This window comes from Muricoccus vinaceus (assembly GCF_042433125.1).
In the GTDB taxonomy this organism is placed as follows: Bacteria; Pseudomonadota; Alphaproteobacteria; order Acetobacterales; family Acetobacteraceae; genus Roseomonas; species Roseomonas vinacea.
Genome location: NZ_JBHLVZ010000005.1, coordinates 220399 through 238807, shown reverse-complemented (window position 1 = coordinate 238807; position 18409 = coordinate 220399). Strand labels below are relative to the sequence as shown.

The following is an 18409-nucleotide window of genomic DNA, read 5'->3' as shown; positions in this document are numbered from 1 at the left end:
GCCCCCGTCGCCCGTCACAGCCGGCCCAGCAGCAGCGCCAGCGCGATCAGCAGCCCCGCATCCCGGTTCGAGCGGAACAGGCGGAGGCAGAGGGCGGGGTCGTGGATGTCCAGGCGGTGCCACTGCCAGGCGAAATGGGCGGCGGGCAGGGCGAGGCCGAGCAGGAAGACCGGGTTCAGCCCGGCGCGGAGCCCGGCCATGGCCACGAGCGCGATGCAGCCGGCGAAGGCCAGCGCCAGGAAGGGCCGCGTGCGCTCCCCCAGCGTGAGGGCGGAGGAGCGGATGCCCACCAGCGCGTCGTCCTCGCGGTCCTGGTGGGCGTAGATGGTGTCATAGGCCAGGGTCCAGCCGAAGCCCGCCGCCCAGAGCAGCAGGGCCGGGGCGGACAGCGCCCCCGTCGCCGCCGCCCAGCCCATGGGGGCCGCCCAGGTGAAGACGATGCCGAGCATCGCCTGCGGCCAGTCCGTCACCCGCTTGGCCAGGGGATAGAGGACGATGGGCACGAGGGACGCGACACCGAGCCAGATGGCGGTGCGCGGCAGTTGCAGCAGGATGGCCAGCCCGAGCACGGAAAGCGCGACCAGGAAAAGCAGTGCCCGGCGCGCCGACACGGCGCCGGAGGCGAGCGGGCGGCCGGCCGTCCGCTCCACCCGGCGGTCCAGGTCGCGGTCCCAGAGGTCGTTCACCACACAGCCGGCGCCGCGCATCACAACCGCGCCCAGCCCGAACAGGAGGGTCAGCCAGAGGCCCCGACCCCAGGAGGGCGCCGCCGCCGCGAAGGCCCACAGCCCCGGCAGGAAAAGCAGCCACGAGCCGATCGGCCGGTCCAGCCGCATCAGCAGGGCATAGGGCACGAAGGCCGCGGGCAGCCAGCCGGACAGGCCTTCGCGCCGGATGTCGGTATGGGGCGCCACCCGCTTCCCTTCGGACGGATCGGGCCGGGTGTCCAGCCTGGGTTCCGGCGCGACAGGGCGGCGCACGCAGGGTTCACGGCACCGGAACTTGACCAACCGGCACCTCATCCCTTTGTTGCGGTGGAACGCCCCTATTCCCGAATCTTCCGGGTGAAACGGTGGCGGTCTCGGCGCTGGGATGGTCCAGGCGATCCGTGGCGACCTGGCCAACCCAATGGACGAGCAGAACGCAGAATGTCTAACCCTGGCGAGGCCGACCTCACGCCCATCGAATCCGCGCGTGACCTGGCCGGCTGGTTCGCCGCCGGCAGCAAGCCGCGCGCGGCCTGGCGCGTGGGCACGGAGCACGAGAAGTTCGGGTTCCACCGCGAGACCCTTCTTCCCCCCGCCTACGAGCCCGCCGGCATCGCCGCCCTGCTGGAGGGGCTGACGGCCCGCGGCTGGGAGCGGATCGAGGACAACGGCAAGCTCATCGGCCTCAAGCGCGGCGAGGCGAGCGTGAGCCTGGAGCCGGGCGGCCAGTTCGAGCTCTCCGGCGCCCCCGTGGCCACGGTCGTGGAAACCGCGGCCGAGCTCGACGACCACCTGCGCGACCTGCGCGCGGTGGCGGAGCCGCTGGGCATCGGCTTCGCGGGCCTGGGCTTCCACCCGCTGGCGACGCGGGAGGCGATGCCCTGGATGCCCAAGACCCGCTACGCGATCATGCGGAACTACATGCCGCGCGTGGGCGACATGGGTCTCGACATGATGCTCCGCACCTGCACCGTGCAGGCCAACCTCGACTTCGGGGACGAGGCGGACATGGTGGAGAAGCTGCGCGTCTCGCTCGCGCTGCAGCCGCTCGCCACGGCGCTTTTTGCCAATTCGCCCTTCCGGGAGGGAGAGGCGACGAACTACCGCACGCTGCGCGGCCATGTCTGGACCCGCACCGACCCCGACCGCACGGGCATCCCGGCGGTCGCCTTCGAGGACGGCTTCGGCTTCGAGCGCTTCGCCGACCACGTGCTGGACGTGCCCATGTACTTCGTCATGCGCGACGGCCGCTTCGTGGACGCGACCGGCACCACCTTCCGCGACTTCATGGCGAAGGGGCTTCCCTCCGATCCCGCCGTGCGGGCCACCATGGGGGATTGGGCGGACCACGTGACCACCGTGTTCACGGACGTGCGGCTCAAGCGCTTCCTGGAGATGCGCGGCGCCGACATGGGCTCGGCCGCCATGGTTTCCGCGCTGCCGGCCTTCTGGGTGGGGCTGCTCTACGACGACGCCGCGCTGAAGGCGGCCGCCGCCCTGGTGCGGCCCTGGTCGGTGGCGCAGTTGCACGCGCTGCGCGCGGACGTGCCGACGCGCGCCCTGGACTCCGTGATCGGGGAGGTTCCGCTGAGCGAGGTGGCGCGCGAGGTGCTGACCATCGCGCGGGAAGGGCTGCGGGCCCGCGGACACGGCGAGGAGCGCTTCCTGGAGCCGCTGGAACGCATCGCGGTTTCGGGCGAGACGCAGGCGGACCACTGGCTGCGCCGCAACGCGGAAGCCTGGGGCGGGGACGTGTCGCAGGTCTTCGGGGAGGCGGAGCTTTAGGGCGGCGCGCCCGCGTCACCCCGCCCGATTCGCCCCCGGCCGGTATGGGGCGATGGCCCGAAGTGCCGGAGTGCCTGTGGTCCATTCGTGAGGGGAGCGGCCCCAGGGGGACTGGCTTGCGGGGCCAACCTCAAGGCCCGCCACAGGCTTAGGCACCAATCTTGATCCACCACCGCAGGTGTTCGCAAGTGCGTGGCACACAACCTTACATTGCGGAGTGCAAACCTTGGCTAGGTTGATGCATTGACTGTTTGACCGAAACAGGGAGAGCGCTTCCATGATAGTTTCCGGTTCGTACCCTTACGCGATGGACCGTGGCGGGCAGTCCCTGGGTTTGAAAGCATCTCACTCCCGTCTCAATGTCAGCCTTTGCGTGGGGATCATTCTCGCCCTCTCCGGGATGCTCTGGACCTTGGTCTACGTGGTGATCGCGGCGCTTCTGCGTTGAGGCCGGCGCCGGCCGTCAGGGGGCCGGTTCCCCCGTGCCATCCAGTCCCCGCCACATGTGGACGCGGTGCAGGCCGCCTTCCTCGGATTCCCTCACCTCGGTGAAGCCGGCGCGGGCGTAGATGGCGCGGTTGCGCTCCATCCGCGCATTGGTCAGCAGCCGCAGGGCCGGCAGACCCAGGCGGTGCGCCTCGGCCTCGGCGAAGGCCAGCAACACCCGGCCCAGCCCCTGGCCATGCGCGGCGGGCTCCACCGCCAGGTTCTCGATCCATAGGTGGCCGGGCCGCGCCTCGATGACCGCCAGGGCCAGGATCGCGCCGCCGCGCTCCAGCACATGCGCCTGCCCCGCGGCGATCCGGGCGGCGATGTCATCGTCCATCGGCGCCGGGCGGCGGCCGATGAGCGGCACATAGGGCGCATAGGCTCGCTGCACGAGCGCGTGGAGGAGTTCTGCCTCCTCCGGCCGGGCGGGGCGAAGAGCGCTCATCCCGCCGCCACCAGCAGGCTACCGGCCACCGCGGCAAGCGTGACGATCCCGGCCCGCAGCCGCGGCCCGGTGAGCCAGCGCCGCGCCGGGCCGGACAGCGCCGCGCCGAGCGCCACGCCGGGAAGCAGGGAGAGGGCCAGCAGCGGCGTGTTCCAGTCGGCCCGCCCGGCGGGCACGGCCAGCACCAGGATGGTTCCCTGCGCGATCAGCCAGAACAGGCCGAGGAAGCCGCGCGCCGCGCCGGCCGGAAGCTGAGACACGGCGAGGCCGATCAGCGGCCCGTGCACCGCCGCCAGCCCGCCCATGACGCCGGACACGAGCCCCACGGAAGCCAGCGCCGGAGCGCGCGGCGTGATCCTGGGCGCCAGGAGCGTCAGGGCCGCGGCCACCAGGATCACCACCCCGCAGCCGCGGCGCGAGGCGAGGGAAGGCCAGGTGGCCGCGAGTGCCATGCCGATGCCGGTGCCCACCACGATGCCGGCGACGGCGGGCGCGAGCAGCCCGCTCGGCACCGCCCCGGCATTCGCGCGCCACTGCCCGAACAGCAGCACCATCACCGCCGCCGAGAAGGCCACGGGCATCAGCCGTGGCTCGATCGCCAGCAGCAGGGGCGCGCCGACCAGCGCGACCCCCACTCCCGCCGCAAGCTGCACGATGCTCGCCGCGGCCATCACGAGGGTGGCGAGCAGGAACTGCTGGAGCTCCAGCCCCGGCATCGGCGGCCCCGGTCAGACCGCCGTGCCGCCGATCGTCAGCCCGCGCATCTTGAGCGTGGGCTGGCCCACCCCCACCGGCACGCCCTGGCCCTGCTTGCCGCAGGTGCCGATGCCGGCGTCCATCGCCATGTCGTTGCCGATCATGGAAACCTGGGTCAGCGCGCTCGGCCCGTCGCCGATCAGGGTCGCGCCCTTCACGGGGGCGCCGATCTTCCCGTCCTCGATCATGTAGGCCTCGCTCGCGCTGAACACGAACTTGCCGGAGGTGATGTCCACCTGCCCGCCGCCGAAGTTCACGGCATAGAGGCCGCGCTTCACGCTCCGGATGATCTCCTCGGGGGCAAACTCGCCGCCCAGCATCACCGTGTTGGTCATGCGCGGCATGGGCGCGTGGGCGTGGCTCTGCCGGCGGCCGTTGCCGGTGGGGGCGACGCCCATCAGCCGGGCGTTCTGCCGGTCCTGGATGAAGCCGGTGAGGATGCCGTCCTCGATCATCACGGTGCGGCCGGAGGGCGTGCCCTCGTCGTCCACCGTCAGCGAGCCGCGCCGGTCGGGGATGGTGCCGTCGTCCACCACCGTCACGCCCTTGCTGGCCACGCGCTGGCCCATCAGCCCGGCGAAGGCCGAGGTGCCCTTGCGGTTGAAGTCGCCCTCCAGCCCGTGGCCGATCGCCTCGTGCAGCAGGATGCCCGGCCAGCCCGGGCCGAGCACGACCTCCATCTCCCCGGCCGGCGCCGGCACGCTGCCCAGGTTCAGCACGGCCTGGCGCAGCGCCTCGTCCACGGCGCCCTTCCAGGAGGCCTCGCCCAGCACGCGGTCATAGCCGAAGCGGCCGCCCATGCCGTGGCTGCCGGTCTCGCGGCGGCCATCGGCCTCCACCACCACGGAAACGTTCAGCCGCACCAGGGGGCGCAGGTCGGCCACCTCCCGCCCGTCGCCGCGCAGGATCCGCACCGCCTGCCACTCGCCGTAGAGCGAGGCCATGACCTGCACCACGCGCGGGTCCCGCGCGCGCGCGAAGGCGTCGATCTCGGCCAGCAGGGCGGATTTCGCGGGGAAGTCCATGGCGTGCAGCGGGTTGGCGGAATCGTAGAGGCGGGCGTTGGTCGCGCGCGGCGGTTCGGCCACGCGGATGCCGCCCTCGCCCGGCAGGCCGCGCACGGCGGCGGCGGCGCGCTTCAGGGCGGGGGCGTTCACCTCGCCGGCATGGGCATAGGCGGCGGCCGCCCCGCGCACCGCGCGCAGGCCGAAGCCGCGCTGGGTGTCGAAGGTGGCGGAGCGGATGCGGCCATCCTCCAGGCTCAGCATCTCGCTTTCGCGGTATTCGAGGAACAGTTCCCCGTCCTCCGCCCCCGAAAGGGCGTCGGCGGTGATGCGGGCGGCCTCCGCGCCGTCGAGTTCCCGGAAGAAAAGCCGGGCGGTGGCGTCGAGGGGGGTGTCGATGCTCATGTCGGAACCTCATCGGCGGCCGGAATGGCCAGCCGCGCTGTGGTGCCCAGGCCGGGCGTGCTGTCGAGCGTCAGGTCCAGGCCCATGGCGCTGGTGAGCGCACGGGCCAGGTAGAGGCCCAGGCCGGAACCGGGATAGCGGCGGTCCAGCCCGGCCTCGAGCTGGGTGAAGGCCTCGAAGGCGCGGGAAATGCTCCCGGGTGCCATGCCGATGCCCGTGTCGGTGAGGACAACGGTGCTGCCGCCATCGTCGTCGGGTGCGGCGGAGAGCACAATGCGGCCCCCGCTGGGGGTGAACTTCACGGCATTGGACAGAAGCGCGTCCAGCACCTGGCGCAGTCGGGCGGGGTCGCCGCGCATGGGCGGCAGGCTGTCCGGCACATCCAGAGCGAAGGCGATGCCGGCTTCCTGGGCTGCCTTCCGCCGGGTGCTGCCCGCGGCGCGCAGCACGGAAACGGGGTCGAAGACGGCGCCGCGGAGCGAAAGCGTGCCGGCCTCGATCCGGGTCGCCTCCAGCAGGCCGTCCACCAGCCCCAGGAGCTGCCGGCCCGCGGCCAGGACCTCCTCGGCGTGGTCCCGGATCACCTCGGGGCGGGTTTCATCCAGGATCGCTTCGGAGAAGCCGATCACGGCGTGCAGTGGCGTGCGCAGCTCATGCGTCATGGTGGCCAGGAAGCCGGACTTGGCGCGGGACGCCGCCTCGGCCGCGTCGCGCGCGGCCTCCAGCTCGGCCCGGACCCGGCGCTCCTCGGTCACGTCGCGATAGGTGCGGATGAAGCCGCCATCGGGGGTGAGGTCGGTGCGGATCTCCAGCAGCGTGCCGTCGGGGCGGCGGCGGAGATACCGGCTCCGGGTTTCCAGCAGCGTCTCGCCGCGCGAGGCGACGAAGTTCTGCACGTCCGTCTCGCCCGCCCCGAACTCCCCCACCCGGGCCTGCAGTGCCCGGAGCTCCAGCAGGTGGCGGCCGGGTGCCATCTGCTCCACCGTCAGCCCGACCATCTGCGCGGCCAGGGCATTGGCCGCGATCAGGTTGGCGTCGGCGTCGAACAGGGCGACGCCGTCGGGCTGGTTGTCCAGCATCGCGCGCAGCGTCGCGGCGCGGCGCTCGGCCTGGCCCTCGGCATGGATGCGCGCGGTGAGGTCGGTCATCACGGCCACCTGTCCGCCATCGGGCAGGGGCACGATGCGGGCCGAGACGATGGTGCCGTTGGGCCGCGCGCGGGTGTGCTCGTAGGCACGGGGCTTGACGAAGTCGTCCTCCATCAGCCGCCGGGCGACCTCTTTGTCGGCGCCGTACTCGCCGGAGGCGACGCGGCGCGCGGCGATGTCGGCGTGGTGCTCGCCCACCGCGACCTCCGAGCCCGCCATGATCTGCTGGTAGGCGGCGTTGACCATGCGCACCCGCCGGTCCGGCCCATAGACGCACACGCCGTGGGGCAGGGCGGCCAGGACGCCATCCAGCAGGGCGGCGCGGTCCTGCGCGGCCTTCTCGGCCTGGCGGAGGGCGGTGACGTCGATCACCTCGGTGAGCACGCCGCCCTCGGGCACCGGGCGGGCGCGGATCCAGATGGTCGCGCCGTCGTTGCGGTGGCGCCAGAAGACCTTGGTCTCCCGCACGCCGCTCTGCATGAAGTCCGCGATCTCGTCCGGCCGCAGGCCGGCCAGCTCGCCCCGGTCGCTGAGGTGGCGGAACAGCTCGCCCCGCGTCACGCCCACCCGGACCGCGGCGGGATCCGCGCCCACGAGGGTGGAGTAGGCCTTGTTGAAGTAGGTCAGGCGCTGACCCTCGCCGCTCACCGAAATGCCGATGTCCAGGCGGTCGAGGATGGTTGCCAGCAGGGTGGCGGTCTCCGCCGGGCCCTGCCCGCGCTGGCCGGTGATGTCCACGGAGAAGGTCACGAAGCCGCCCCCGGGCAACGGCGTGGTGGTCACGCGGTGCCAGCGGCCCGCGGCATTGCGGAAGGTCTCCCCCGCATCCGAACTTCCCCCGCTGCCGCCCCGGGAGAGCAGCACCATCACCTCGGCCGCCGGCGTGCCGAAGGGAAGGGCAGGGGCATCCACCCCGGCCTGGGACCAGAGGGCGCTGTTGGCATAAACCAGGGCGGCGGACGGGTCATAGATCGCGATGCCCGCCGGAAGCGTCTCCAGCACAGCCCGGAGCGGGCTGTCGACGAGAAGGGCGGCGTTCACTCCATCTGCCTTGCCGCCCGCTCCGGGCGGGGCGCGCGAAGGCTGTGCAGCAGCACCAGGGCAGAGCCCAGCACCGCGACGGCCACCGCTTGGTGCAGCGTGCCGAGCCAGGCCGGAACCACGTTGACCAGGGTGGCCACGCCGAGGCCGTATTGCAGCATCACCACCGCCGCGAAGCCGAGCGCCGCCCCGCGCGCCGCGCCGGCGGGCAGGCGGGCGAGCGCGAGGGCGGCCAGCACGAGGGCCGAGAGGCCGGCCAGGGTTGCCAGCAGGCGGTGGTTGAACTGCACGGTGGCGACATTCTCCACCAGATTGCGCGCGAAGGGGCTCAGCGCGCCATAGCCTTCTGGAACGATCCGGCCGGCCATGAGGGGAAAGGTGTTGTAGTCGAGCCCCGCCCGGATGCCGGCCACGAAGCCTCCGGCCAGCATGGTCAGCACCACCAGCCCGGCGGTGGCATGGGCCAGCGGCCGCAGCCGCGCGGCCGCGGGGGGTGCGTCGCGGTGCGGGCGCATCAGGGTCAGGGCGGTCCAGAGCAGCATCGCGAAAAGAAACAGCGCGAGGCCGAGGTGGATCACGAGGCGCCAGGGGGAAACGGCCGTGCGGTCCGCCTCGAAGCCCGAGGCGACCATGAACCAGCCCACCGCCCCCTGCAGCCCGCCGAGCGCCAGAAGCAGCAGCAGGCGGCCGCCATAGCCGCGGGGAATGGCGCCGCGCAGCCAGAACCAGGCAAGGCCACCGGCATAGGCCAGGCCGATCAGGCGGCCCCAGAGGCGATGCGACCATTCCAGCCAGAAGATGCCCTTGAAGCCTTCCAGCCCGAAGCCGCGGTTCACCAGCTCGTATTGCGGGATGGTGCGGTACAGGTCGTACAGGCGGTTCCACTCCGCCTCGCTCATCGGCGGCAGGGTGCCGCGGAAGGGGGCCCATTCCATGATGGACAGGCCAGAGCCGGTGAGGCGCGTGGCGCCACCAAGGGCCACCATGATCCAGACCATGGCGGCGACCGCGAAAAGCCAGATCGCGACCGCGCGGGAGCGGCCGGCAGGGGCGGCGGCCGTGCTGAGATAAGGAGCCTGGGCGTCGAAGGGCATGGTGTCCGGAAGATGGGGTCTGAGTTGGCGATCGGCACCCTCAAGGAAGTATGACCGGCCATGCCGGGCAAGGGGTGCGCGGCGACATGCCGTTTCAACGGCAGGACCTGCCGGCGCGGGGGAGGCCGTGTCGCCGACGGGCCGCGCTGGACGTGTCCGCGGGCCCCTGCTACCCCCCGCCGCCGGATGTCCCTCCCCCTTTTCCCGCCCGGCGGCGCCTCGATCAGCCCCTCCGGCGGCCTCCCTGGCGAAGCGGGGGCCAGCCCGGCCATCAGCGTTGTGGTGCCCGTGCGGAACGAGGCGCCCAACATCGCGCCCCTGGTCGCCGAGATCACGGCGGCCCTGGAGGGGGTGCCGCACGAGATCCTCTACGTGGACGACGGCTCGACCGACGAAACCGCCGGGGCGGTGCGCCTGGCCCGGGGGAGCGGCGCCGTGCGGCTGCTGCGCCACGCCACCTCCTGCGGGCAGTCCGCGGCCGTGGTGACGGGGGTGCGGGCGGCGCGGGCGCCCTGGATCGCCACCCTGGACGGCGACGGGCAGAACGACCCGGCGGACATCCCGCGCCTCTGGGCGCGGGCCAGGCAGGAAGGGGCGGACACGCTGGTCGCGGGCTGGCGCACCACCCGCAAGGACACGGCCACCAAGCGCTTCACCAGCCGGGTGGCCAACCGGGTGCGCGCGCGCCTGCTGGGGGATGCGACCCCCGACACCGGCTGCGGACTGAAGGTGTTCCCGCGCGACCTGTTTCTCGCGCTTCCGCATTTCGACCACATGCACCGCTTCCTGCCCGCCCTGGTGCTGCGCGGCGGCGGGCGGGTGGTGAGCGAGCCGGTGGGGCACCGCCCGCGCATGCGGGGCGTCTCCAACTACGGCACGCTGGACCGGCTGGCGGTGGGGGTGGTGGACCTGTTCGGGATGATCTGGCTGCAACGGCGCTGGACCCGGCCGCGCCTGCTGCCCGAGGACGCGCCCGCGCCGCGGCCGGCCAGGCCTGGGGTGTGAGCGGCGCGGCCTCCACCCGCCCCGGCCTGGCCTCGGCCGGCCGGATGGCGCTGCTGGCGGTGGGGCTCGGCCTGGCGGGCTGGATCATCCGCACCCTTGGCTTCGCCCCCGGGGGCGATGCGGGCACGCAGTGGGTGGACCACTGGATCCGTGGCCAGGGGCTCTGGGGGGAAGCCGTGTTCCTGGCGGTGGGCGCGGCGGCGGCGGCGGCGGGGCTGCCGCGCCAGGCGGTGGCCTTTCTCGGCGGCTACGCCTTCGGTGCCCTGCTGGGCACCCCGCTGGCGCTGGTGGCGCAGCTGCTGGGCTGCGCCGTGTCCTTCGGCTGGGCGCGGCTGCTGGGGCGGGATTGGGCGGCGCGCCGCCTGCGGGGCCGGTTCGGGCGGCGCCTGCGGCCGCTGCACGACCGGCTGGTGGCCCGCCCCTTCGGTGCCACCCTGGCGCTGCGCCTGCTGCCCGTGGGCAACAACCTCGCGCTCAATCTCCTGGCCGGGCTCTCGGGCGTGCGGCTGCTGCCCTTCCTGGCGGGATCGGCGATCGGCTACCTGCCGCAGACCCTGGTGTTCGTGCTGCTGGGAAACGGGGTGGCGGTGGACCGGACCGCGCAGCTCGCGCTCGGGGGTGGGCTGTTCGCCGTGTCGGTCGCGCTCGGGGCCTGGCTGCTGCGGCGGGAGCCGCCGGGGGAGGATGGCGGCTCAGGGACCGCCGAACAGGGCGAGCAGGCGCGAGAGCACGTCGCGTAGGTCCAGCAGGCCCGCCGGCTGGGGCGGCGGGGCGCTGCCCTCGGGCTGGCGCTGGCGGAAGCGGGCCAGCGCGGCCGGCGTGTCCGACAGGCTCAGCTCCACGGGTTCCCGCATGGCCTGGGCATCGGGCACCAGCAGGCCGCCGACCCTGACCAGCACGCCGCCCGCGAGCGGAAGCTCGGCCGCCGCGCGGGAAAGGTCCGCCTCGCGCGGGGCGCAGACCAGGGACAGCGCTTCCAGGCCGCAGGGCATGTCGAACAGGCGGTTCGGCGGAAAGCGGAGCTGCACCGTGCCCGCCAGCGCCAGCGCCCCGCGCGCGGCGCCCTCCAGCGACAGGTCGCGGGCCGTGACCACCGGCACGAGGCGGCCGTTCCGCTCGGCAACCTCCAGCGCCAGGGGGGCGAGGCCGGGGGAGGCCGGCTGGACCGGGCGCGCGTGGAGCATCCGGCATTCCGCGCGGTCCGTCATGCGGTCGGTCGCGCAGGACAGCAGCCAGGGGCCGAAGCCCTCGGTGGCGCCGGGCGCGGGCGGGCGGCCTTGCGCGGCGGCGGGGGCGGCCGCCATCAGGAGGCCGAGGATGACGAGGGGCCGGAACATGCCCCAGCTTCGCACGCCTTTCGCGCCGCCGCTTCCCGCGATCGCGTGACCACCGGGCCCGGCCGCCGTTTCATGCCGGCTGCCCCGAGAAAGGACCCGCCCATGCCCCGCACCATCCGCTTTCCCGACGGCACGGAGGTTCCCGCGCTCGGCCAGGGCACCTGGCACATGGGGGAGCGCGGCGCGGACCGTCAGGCGGAGGCGAACGCGCTGCGGCTGGGCCTGGAGCTCGGGCTGCGGGTGATCGACACGGCCGAGATGTACGCCGATGGCGGGGCGGAGGAGGTGGTCCGCATGGCCGTGGAGGGCCGCCGGGACGAGGCCTTCCTGGTCAGCAAGGTGTATCCCCAGAACGCCTCCCGCGGGCGCATGGCGAAATCCTGCGAGGCGAGCCTGCGCCGGATGGGGGTGGAGGCGATCGACCTCTACCTGCTCCACTGGCGCGGCGGAGTGCCGTTGGCGGAAACGGTGGAGGCCTTCGGGCGGCTGGTGGAGGCGGGAAAGATCCGCCGCTGGGGCGTCTCCAACCTCGATGTCGACGACCTCGGGGAGCTGGGAGCGGCGCTTCCGGCCTGCGCGGCGGATCAGGTGCTCTACAGCCTGGAGGCACGGGGGCCGGAATACGACCTGCTGCCCTTCTGCGGGGATCGCGGCATGCCGGTGATGGCCTATTCGCCGGTGGGGCAGGGCGGGCGGCTGCTGCGCAACGCGGCGCTGCGCTCGCTCGCCGGGCGGCACGGCGTGGGGCCGGCGGCGATCGCGCTCGCCTTCGTGCTCCGGCGGGAAGGGGTGATCGCCGTCCCCAAGGCCAGCGACCCCGCCCATCTGCGCGAGAACGCCGCCGCGCGGGAGATCGTGCTGTCGGAGGATGACCTGCGCGCCTTGGACGATGCCTTCCCGCCGCCGCGGCGAAAGGTCGCGCTGGCCATGCTGTAGCGGCTGCCCGGCGGCGGAGGAGGGTTGAGCCCTCAGTCGCCCGGCAGGGCGGTGGGGGTGGGCGGGTTCACGCCCAGGCTGCGCATGGCATCCACCAGCTCCCGCGTGCGGAAGGGCTTGCGGAGAAAGCGTTCCCGCGGCCCGAACTCGCGGTTGTTCCCGTGGGAGGGACGGCCGGTCAGATAGATCACGGGAAGGCCGGGGTGCTGCTCCTGCGCGGCGCGGGCGGCGGCGAAGCCGTCCAGGCCGGGGCCGAGGTCGATGTCGGTCAGCAGCAGGGTGCATCCGGCGCTGAAGGCGATCTGGGCCAGCGCATCCCCGGCATTGGTCGCGGCGCGCACCGCGAAGCCCTCGGCCTCGATGATGTCCGTCAGGACATCGCGCACGAGGTCATCGTCTTCCAGCACCACCACGTCGAACGCCGGTTCAGGCAAAGTCATCGGAACCTCCGGCCCGATCAACGCCGGCGAACGTCAAATGTTAGCCACGGTGGCGTTTAATTGACGGAGATGGTGGCTTCCTGCCGCTCGTCAATGGCGGGGGGCACGGGTTGCGGAACGCCCCGGAGAGTGGCTTCCCTGCGGGCTCAACCGTGAGGGAATCAACGCATGACCAGCAGGGCGCCGTTGCGCGTGGCCGTCGCAGGCCTGGGCGCCGTGGGCATGGCGGTGGTGGCGGCGCTGGAGGCCGGGCTTCCCGGCTGCACGCTCGCCGCCGTCTCGGCCCGCGACATCGAGGGCGCGCGCGCCCGCCTGGCCCGGGCCGTGGCGCACCCTGTTCCCGTGGTGCCGGTGGAGGAGCTGGAGCCGCTGGCCGACATCGTGGTGGAGGCCGCGCCGGCAGCCCTTCTGCCCGACATCGCCGCGCCCTTCCTGCGGGCGGGCAAGGGGGTGGTCGTGCTGAGTGCCGGGGCGCTGCTCCGGGCGGAGCACCTGATCGCGCTGGCGCGGGAGGGCGGCGGGCAGATCACCGTGCCCACCGGCGCGCTGATCGGGCTGGACGCCGTGGCCGCCGCCGCCGAGGGGGTGATCCATTCCGTGCGGATGGTGACGCGCAAGCCCGTGCGCGGCCTCGTGGGCGCCCCCTACCTGGTGGAGAACAACATCGCCATCGCCGACATCCGCGAGCCGCTGCGCGTCTTCAAGGGCACCCCGCGCGAGGCGGCGATCGGCTTCCCGGCGAACCTGAACGTGGCTGTCGCGCTGTCGCTGGCCGGGATCGGGCCGGACCGGACGGAGCTGGAGATCTGGGCGGACCCGGCGCTGACCCGCAACACGCACCGCATCGAGGTGGAGGCGGACTCTGCCAGCTTCTCCATGTCGATCGAGAACATCCCGAGCGAGAACCCGAAGACGGGGCGGATCACCGCGCTCTCGGTGGTGGCCTGCCTGCGCAAGATGGGGGCGCCGCTCCGGGTCGGCACCTGACTTGCAGGGCCTGGCCGCCGCCAGGCACCCGCCTGGACGACACGCGCGAACGGAGACCCATCATGCATCGCCGGACCCTTCTCTCGGCGGCTTCCCTGCCGCTGCTGGCGCGCCCCGCCCTGGCGCAGCGCGCCTGGCCGTCCCAGCCGATCCGCATGCTCGTGCCCTTCACCGCCGGCGGGCCGACGGACCTGCCGGCCCGGCTGCTGGCGGATGAACTGGGGCAGGCGCTGGGGCAGCGCGTGGTGGTGGAGAACCGCACGGGCTCGGGCGTGATCGTGGCCAGCGACGCCGTGGCGAAGTCGCGGGACGGGCACACGCTGCTCTACACCACCGTGGGGCACGCGGTGGCGCGTGCGCTGTTCCCGAACATTCCCTTCGACCCCGTGGCGGACTTCCAGCCGGTGGCCCATCTGGGCCGCATCCACAACGTGGTGATGGTCAACCCCGCCCTGCCGGCGCGCGACCTGCCGGAGCTCCTGGCGCTGTTCCGGGACCATCCCGGCACGTACGACTACGCCAGCAACGGCAACGGCGGCTCGATCCACCTGGCGACGGAGCTGATGCTGTCCATGGCGGGCAAGCTCCGGGTGAACCACGTGGCCTATCGCGGCTCCACCGCCGCCATGCCGGACCTGCTGAACGGCACGGTGTCCATGATGGTGGACGTGATCTCCAGCGGGATGCCCTTCATCGAGAAGGGGCAGATGCGCGGGCTGGCGATCACGGCGGCGCAGCGCTCCCCGCGCTTCCCGGACCTGCCGGCGGTGGCGGAAACGCTGCCGGGGTACGAATCCTTCACCTGGCACATGGTGCTCGGCCCCGCCGGGATGCCGCCCGAGGTGGTGGGCGCGCTGAACGCGGCGGTGAACCGCATCCTGTTCCGTCCGGAGGTCCGCCGCACGCTGGAGGGGCAGGGCATGGAGGTGGTGGACGACAGCACGCCCGCCGGAAGCGCGGCCTTTCTGCGCGGCGAGATCGACAAGTGGGAGCGGGTGATCCGTGAGGCCGGGATCACCGTGACCTGACCGCCGCCCTCAGACCGGGCTGACCAGCGGCCGCCCGGCGAAGAAGGCGTCCAGGTTCGCCATCACCATGTCCTGCTGCGCGGCCTGCGCGGAGGCGGCGAAGGCGGCGATGTGGGGGGTCAGAACCACGTTCTCCAGCACGCGCAGGCGCTCGGGGATCTCCGGCTCGTTCTCGAACACGTCCAGCGCGGCGCCGGCGATGGCCCCGCCCTCCAGCGCGTCGCACAGGGCGGCGGTGTCCACCACGCTGCCGCGCGCGATGTTCACCAGAAAGCCGCCCGGACCCAGCGCCGCGAGGATGGCGGCATCCACGGCGTGCCGGTTCTCCGGCCCCGCGCGCACGGACACCATCAGCACGTCCGACCATTCGGCCAGGGCGTGCAGGCTGGGAAGACAGGCGTGGCCCACCCCTTCCGCCGGGCGCCGGTTGTGGTAGCCGATCTCCATGCCGAAGGCGGCCCCGCGCGCGGCGATGCGCCGGCCGATGGCCCCCAGCCCGTAGATGCCCAGGCGCCGGCCGAAGAGGCCCTGCACCATGGGCAGGCGCTCCACCGCGTTGCCGCGCCAGCGGCGCGCCCGCACGTAGCGGTCCCCTTCCGCGATGCGGCGGCCAATGGCGAGCGCGGCGCCCATGGCGAATTCCGCGACCGTCTCGGCGTTGGCCTCCCCGGCATTGGTGACGGCGATGCCGCGCGCGGCGGCGGCGGCGCGGTCCACGCCCTCGAAGCCCGTGCCGTAGCAGCAGATGACCTCGAGCGCCGGAAGGGCCGCGATCAGCGCGGCCCCGGCGCCGAGGCTGCCCAGCGTCACCAGCGCCCGCGCCGCCTCCGCCCCCGGCGGCAGGTCCGCCGCATCGGCCGACTGCATGGGGCCGAGCAGGGTGAAGCGGTCCCGCAGGCGGGCCTCGAAGGGCGCGGGCATGCGGGGGGCGAGGAGGACCAGGGGCTTCATGCCGCGAGGTTCCCCCTTCCGCGGGCCCCGCGCTACCCCCGGAAGCGGCCGAGGAAGGCCACCACCTCCTGCAGGGTCGGCGGGCTCTGCAACACGGCCCACCGGTCCTTGAGAAAGGCGAGATAGGCCTGCCCGAGGGCGGTGGTCAGCCCATAGGCGAGGGCCGCGTTCACCGCCCCGCCGGCGATGCTGCCCAGGCCGGGGATGAACTTCAGCAGGGTGCCGAAAGCCCGCGCCGCCACGCGCCCACCCACCCCCGCCGCGGCCGGGCCGATCAGGGCGGCGGCGATGGCCTTCAGCGGCATCTCCTCGGCCGGGGTGCCCATGCGCACCGTGACGTCCACGATCATCTTGGCCTGAAGGCCGAACAGGATGGCGGTGTCCGCCAGCGGGATGGGGGTGGCGGACAGCGCGGCGGCGACCCGGGCATGGGCGGCGATGGCGGCCTCCGCTTCCGCGATCTTCGGCGCGAGGGCTACCAGGTTGGCCGCCGCCGCCGCCGCGCGCCGGCCCTTGGGCAGGGCGGCGACGGTGGCCTCCACCAGCTCCTCCAGACCCCGCGCCTCCACGCGCGCGCCGCCGGGGAACAGGCGGGGGGCGGCCACCACCCGGAGAACGGCGCTCGCCTCGGGCACCAGGGCGCGCGCGGCCTCCGACAGCCGGTCCTCCCCCCAGGCCTTGGTCAGCACCAGGATCACCGGCACGCCCCCCCGCGCCAGCAGGCGGGCCAGGTCCTGGTCGGCGGGCTCCACCCGCTCCCCCGCGGCGTCGACGCAGAGCCAGGCGACATGGAGGCGCTCCTCCTCGGGCAGGGTGGCGAGGCGGGTCAGCTCCGCCTCCACCGCCTCCCGTGTCTCGCGGTAGGCCCCGGGCTCCAGCCCGCGCGTGTCGGCCAGGTGCAGGGGGGCGCAGGGATGACGGTACCAGGTGGCGGCGGTGGAAACCGGGGCGCCTTCGCCGGCCTGGGCCACCACGCGGCCGAACACCGCGTTCACCAGGGTGCTCTTGCCCGCGCCCGAGCGCCCCGCCAGCAGCACGTTGCATCGCTGCATCCCGGCCAGCCGCTCCTCCACCCCGGGAATGGTGCCCACCGCGTCGTCCAGCAATGTGGTGCCGCGGCCGAGCAGGCGGCCCACCCAGCTGCCGCGCCGGGGCGCCGGGCGGGTGAAGCCGCGCACCACCGCGGCCTTGTCGCCCAGCGCCGAGAGCTTGCGCACGCGCAGCGCCGTCAGCAGCGCGAGAAGGTTCGGCGGGGCGTCGGCGCCCTCCACCAGCAGGGGGCGCAGCGCGGTGGCGAGCGGCAGCGGGCCGGGATCGGGCAGGCTGGCGGCGGTGGCGATCTCCCCCCGCTCGGCCGTGGTGCAGAGCAGCAGCAGGGGCAGCGGGTCGCCGCCGGCCACCGCCCGGCGGGCGTGATCGAGCGCGATGTCGATCGGGTCGGCCTTGACGGGCTGCCAGACCATCCCGACGAGTCTGCCCAGCATGTCCGTCTCCCTCGAAAACCCGCCCGGCCTCCACCCCCCCTCGAATGAGGGAGGCAGCGCCTCCCTGATAGCCGCCCTTCTCGCGGGCAGCGAGGCGGAGCTCGCGGCCGAGCTGGAGCCGGCGGTGGAGGCCTTTATCGGGAACGCCGTGTTCCGCTACGTGGCCGGGGAGGCGCTGGTTGCCATCTCCGTCACCGCGATCTTCTTCGTGCTGGCCGCGGTGGCACCCTATCTGCCGAGCGTCACCTGGGCCATCGCGGGGGCGGGCGTGGTGCTCATGTGGTACCTCGTGCACTTCGCGCGCGGGCTGGTTTCCACCTGGCCGCTGGCGCGGGCGCTGTTCCTGCTGCGCGGCGCGCCGGTGTTCCGCTTCGCGCTGTTCGTCCTCGCGCGCCACGCGATCACGCTGCTTGAAACCAAGATGGAGGAGATCGGCCGCGCCGCCTCCCTGATCCCGCGCCTCGGCCTGCGGGCGGCGCGGATCGTCTATCAGGACGACCGGGACCGGGTGGCCCTGGCCCTGGCCGACGCGCTGGGCAAGCCGGTGCGGCGGGAACTGCTGTGGACGGCGGCGCTGGGCCTGCTGCCGATGCTGGTGGTGATGTTCGGCTTCCGCTCGGCGCTCATGTGGAAGGCCGGGCTCTACGGCGTCGCGCACATGGCCTGGTACGAGCTGCTGATGCTGCCCTTCCGTGGCAGCGGCATGGCACCCTAGGGCGGTTCCGGCAGGAAGGGGCGGGACAGGGCCAGCAGCTCCTCGGTTCCGTGCGCTGGCAGCAGCACCGTGCCGTCCTCCCCCAGCAGGGGCCGGCTGTTCACGGCGGCGACCGGCGTGCCCGGCATGGTCCCCGCGATGCGGGCGCGCAGCCGCGCATGGGCCGCCTCGCCCGGCTCGGCATGGGTCAGCACCACCAGGCAGGGAATGGTGGCGGCCCGGAGCGAGGCGCCCAGCGCCGCCAGCGTGCCCGTGCCGGCGAAGGCGCGCCCGCCTTCCGCGTTGATCACGAGCCAGACCAGGTGCGGGCGGCGTTCGGGGGGAAGGGCACCGAGGGAGGCCTCGAAGGCGGCGACCTGGGCCGCGCTTTCCGCCGCCTCCAGGCCGCGCGTGTCGCCCAGCGCCAGGGGGAGGGGGGAATCCTTGCCGTGCCAGGTGGTGCTGCCGGTCATCGGCGCGCCGGCCCCGGCCGGGGCGGTGCCCTCGCCCAGGATGGCGTTCACCAGCGTGCTCTTGCCGGCACCGGTGGGCCCGACGAGGAGGATGCGCCCGCGTCCCGCCGCCCAGTCGGGCGCGGCGGTGCCCGAACGGAAAAGGCCCGGGACGGCGCCGCGAAGCGCCCCCCAGGCCTTGCCCAGCAAACCGGCCATGC

The 18409-nt window shown here is 73.7% G+C and carries 18 protein-coding genes; 7 read left to right on the top strand and 11 right to left on the bottom strand.

All coding sequences use genetic code 11. The features are described 5' to 3' along the window. Window positions 1–14: 14 nt before the first annotated feature. Window positions 15–950, bottom strand: a complete 936-nt coding sequence (gene ubiA / locus ACFFIC_RS07640; protein WP_456306928.1) for a 4-hydroxybenzoate octaprenyltransferase — start codon at window positions 948–950, stop codon at window positions 15–17. A 198-nt stretch (window positions 951–1148) separates the two neighbouring features. Between ubiA and ACFFIC_RS07635 the strand changes: the two genes are divergently transcribed. Then, window positions 1149–2492 (top strand): glutamate--cysteine ligase, encoded by a 1344-nt coding sequence (locus ACFFIC_RS07635; protein ID WP_377049575.1) that lies wholly within the window; start codon window positions 1149–1151, stop codon window positions 2490–2492. Between the two features lie 463 nt (window positions 2493–2955). Here ACFFIC_RS07635 and ACFFIC_RS07630 read toward each other — a convergent pair whose 3' ends face one another. From ACFFIC_RS07630 to ACFFIC_RS07610, 5 genes are read right to left on the bottom strand one after another with little or no spacing between them, the layout of a single operon-like run. Then, window positions 2956–3426 (bottom strand): GNAT family N-acetyltransferase, encoded by a 471-nt coding sequence (locus ACFFIC_RS07630; protein WP_377049574.1) that lies wholly within the window; start codon window positions 3424–3426, stop codon window positions 2956–2958. Continuing rightward, the gene (locus tag ACFFIC_RS07625) at window positions 3423–4142 is read right to left on the bottom strand and encodes a TSUP family transporter (protein WP_377049573.1); all 720 of its coding nucleotides are present in this window, start codon (window positions 4140–4142) and stop codon (window positions 3423–3425) included. Before ACFFIC_RS07625 ends, ACFFIC_RS07630 begins: the two co-directional genes overlap by 4 nt. Before the next feature lie 12 nt (window positions 4143–4154). Then, complete coding sequence (gene tldD, locus ACFFIC_RS07620; protein WP_377049572.1) at window positions 4155–5591, bottom strand: metalloprotease TldD; 1437 nt, start codon at window positions 5589–5591, stop codon at window positions 4155–4157. Beyond that, complete coding sequence (locus ACFFIC_RS07615) at window positions 5588–7780, bottom strand: PAS-domain containing protein (RefSeq protein ID WP_377049571.1); 2193 nt, start codon at window positions 7778–7780, stop codon at window positions 5588–5590. The genes tldD and ACFFIC_RS07615 overlap by 4 nt, the downstream gene beginning before the upstream one ends. Beyond that, the gene (locus ACFFIC_RS07610; protein WP_377049570.1) at window positions 7777–8874 is read right to left on the bottom strand and encodes a COX15/CtaA family protein; all 1098 of its coding nucleotides are present in this window, start codon (window positions 8872–8874) and stop codon (window positions 7777–7779) included. Before ACFFIC_RS07610 ends, ACFFIC_RS07615 begins: the two co-directional genes overlap by 4 nt. Before the next feature lie 186 nt (window positions 8875–9060). Between ACFFIC_RS07610 and ACFFIC_RS07605 the strand changes: the two genes are divergently transcribed. Further along, window positions 9061–9879, top strand: a complete 819-nt coding sequence (locus tag ACFFIC_RS07605) for a glycosyltransferase family 2 protein (protein WP_377049569.1) — start codon at window positions 9061–9063, stop codon at window positions 9877–9879. After that, the gene (locus ACFFIC_RS07600) at window positions 9876–10619 is read left to right on the top strand and encodes a TVP38/TMEM64 family protein (protein WP_377049568.1); all 744 of its coding nucleotides are present in this window, start codon (window positions 9876–9878) and stop codon (window positions 10617–10619) included. The genes ACFFIC_RS07605 and ACFFIC_RS07600 overlap by 4 nt, the downstream gene beginning before the upstream one ends. Here ACFFIC_RS07600 and ACFFIC_RS07595 read toward each other — a convergent pair. After that, window positions 10572–11216 (bottom strand): hypothetical protein, encoded by a 645-nt coding sequence (locus tag ACFFIC_RS07595; RefSeq protein ID WP_377049567.1) that lies wholly within the window; start codon window positions 11214–11216, stop codon window positions 10572–10574. The genes ACFFIC_RS07600 and ACFFIC_RS07595 overlap by 48 nt on opposite strands. Window positions 11217–11318: 102 nt before the next feature. Here ACFFIC_RS07595 and ACFFIC_RS07590 point away from each other — a divergent pair, with 102 nt between their 5' ends. After that, window positions 11319–12152 carry an aldo/keto reductase gene (locus tag ACFFIC_RS07590; RefSeq protein ID WP_377049566.1) on the top strand — a complete coding sequence of 278 codons (834 nt, stop codon included), beginning with the start codon at window positions 11319–11321 and terminating at the stop codon, window positions 12150–12152. Between the two features lie 32 nt (window positions 12153–12184). Here the strand turns inward: ACFFIC_RS07590 and ACFFIC_RS07585 are convergent, their stop codons facing one another. After that, on the bottom strand, window positions 12185–12592 hold the full coding sequence (locus ACFFIC_RS07585; RefSeq protein WP_377049565.1) for a response regulator: 408 nt from the start codon (window positions 12590–12592) through the stop codon (window positions 12185–12187). A gap of 168 nt (window positions 12593–12760) precedes the next feature. Between ACFFIC_RS07585 and ACFFIC_RS07580 the strand changes: the two genes are divergently transcribed. Both ACFFIC_RS07580 and ACFFIC_RS07575 read left to right on the top strand, forming a co-directional pair. Further along, on the top strand, window positions 12761–13579 hold the full coding sequence (locus ACFFIC_RS07580) for an aspartate dehydrogenase (protein WP_377049564.1): 819 nt from the start codon (window positions 12761–12763) through the stop codon (window positions 13577–13579). Window positions 13580–13641: 62 nt separating this feature from the next. Beyond that, the gene (locus ACFFIC_RS07575) at window positions 13642–14607 is read left to right on the top strand and encodes a Bug family tripartite tricarboxylate transporter substrate binding protein (RefSeq protein ID WP_377049563.1); all 966 of its coding nucleotides are present in this window, start codon (window positions 13642–13644) and stop codon (window positions 14605–14607) included. Window positions 14608–14616: 9 nt separating this feature from the next. Here the strand turns inward: ACFFIC_RS07575 and ACFFIC_RS07570 are convergent, their stop codons facing one another. Next, the gene (locus ACFFIC_RS07570; RefSeq protein ID WP_377049562.1) at window positions 14617–15558 is read right to left on the bottom strand and encodes an NAD(P)-dependent oxidoreductase; all 942 of its coding nucleotides are present in this window, start codon (window positions 15556–15558) and stop codon (window positions 14617–14619) included. A 32-nt stretch (window positions 15559–15590) separates the two neighbouring features. Further along, a complete protein-coding gene (locus tag ACFFIC_RS07565; protein ID WP_377049561.1) occupies window positions 15591–17042 on the bottom strand; it encodes a GTPase in 1452 nt (483 codons plus the stop codon). Here ACFFIC_RS07565 and ACFFIC_RS07560 point away from each other — a divergent pair. Further along, on the top strand, window positions 17041–17757 hold the full coding sequence (locus ACFFIC_RS07560; protein WP_377049560.1) for a hypothetical protein: 717 nt from the start codon (window positions 17041–17043) through the stop codon (window positions 17755–17757). The genes ACFFIC_RS07565 and ACFFIC_RS07560 overlap by 2 nt on opposite strands. Here ACFFIC_RS07560 and ACFFIC_RS07555 read toward each other — a convergent pair. Continuing rightward, entirely contained in the window at window positions 17754–18407 is a 654-nt protein-coding gene (locus ACFFIC_RS07555) for a GTPase (protein ID WP_377049559.1), read from the bottom strand. The genes ACFFIC_RS07560 and ACFFIC_RS07555 overlap by 4 nt on opposite strands. Window positions 18408–18409: the final 2 nt, after the last annotated feature.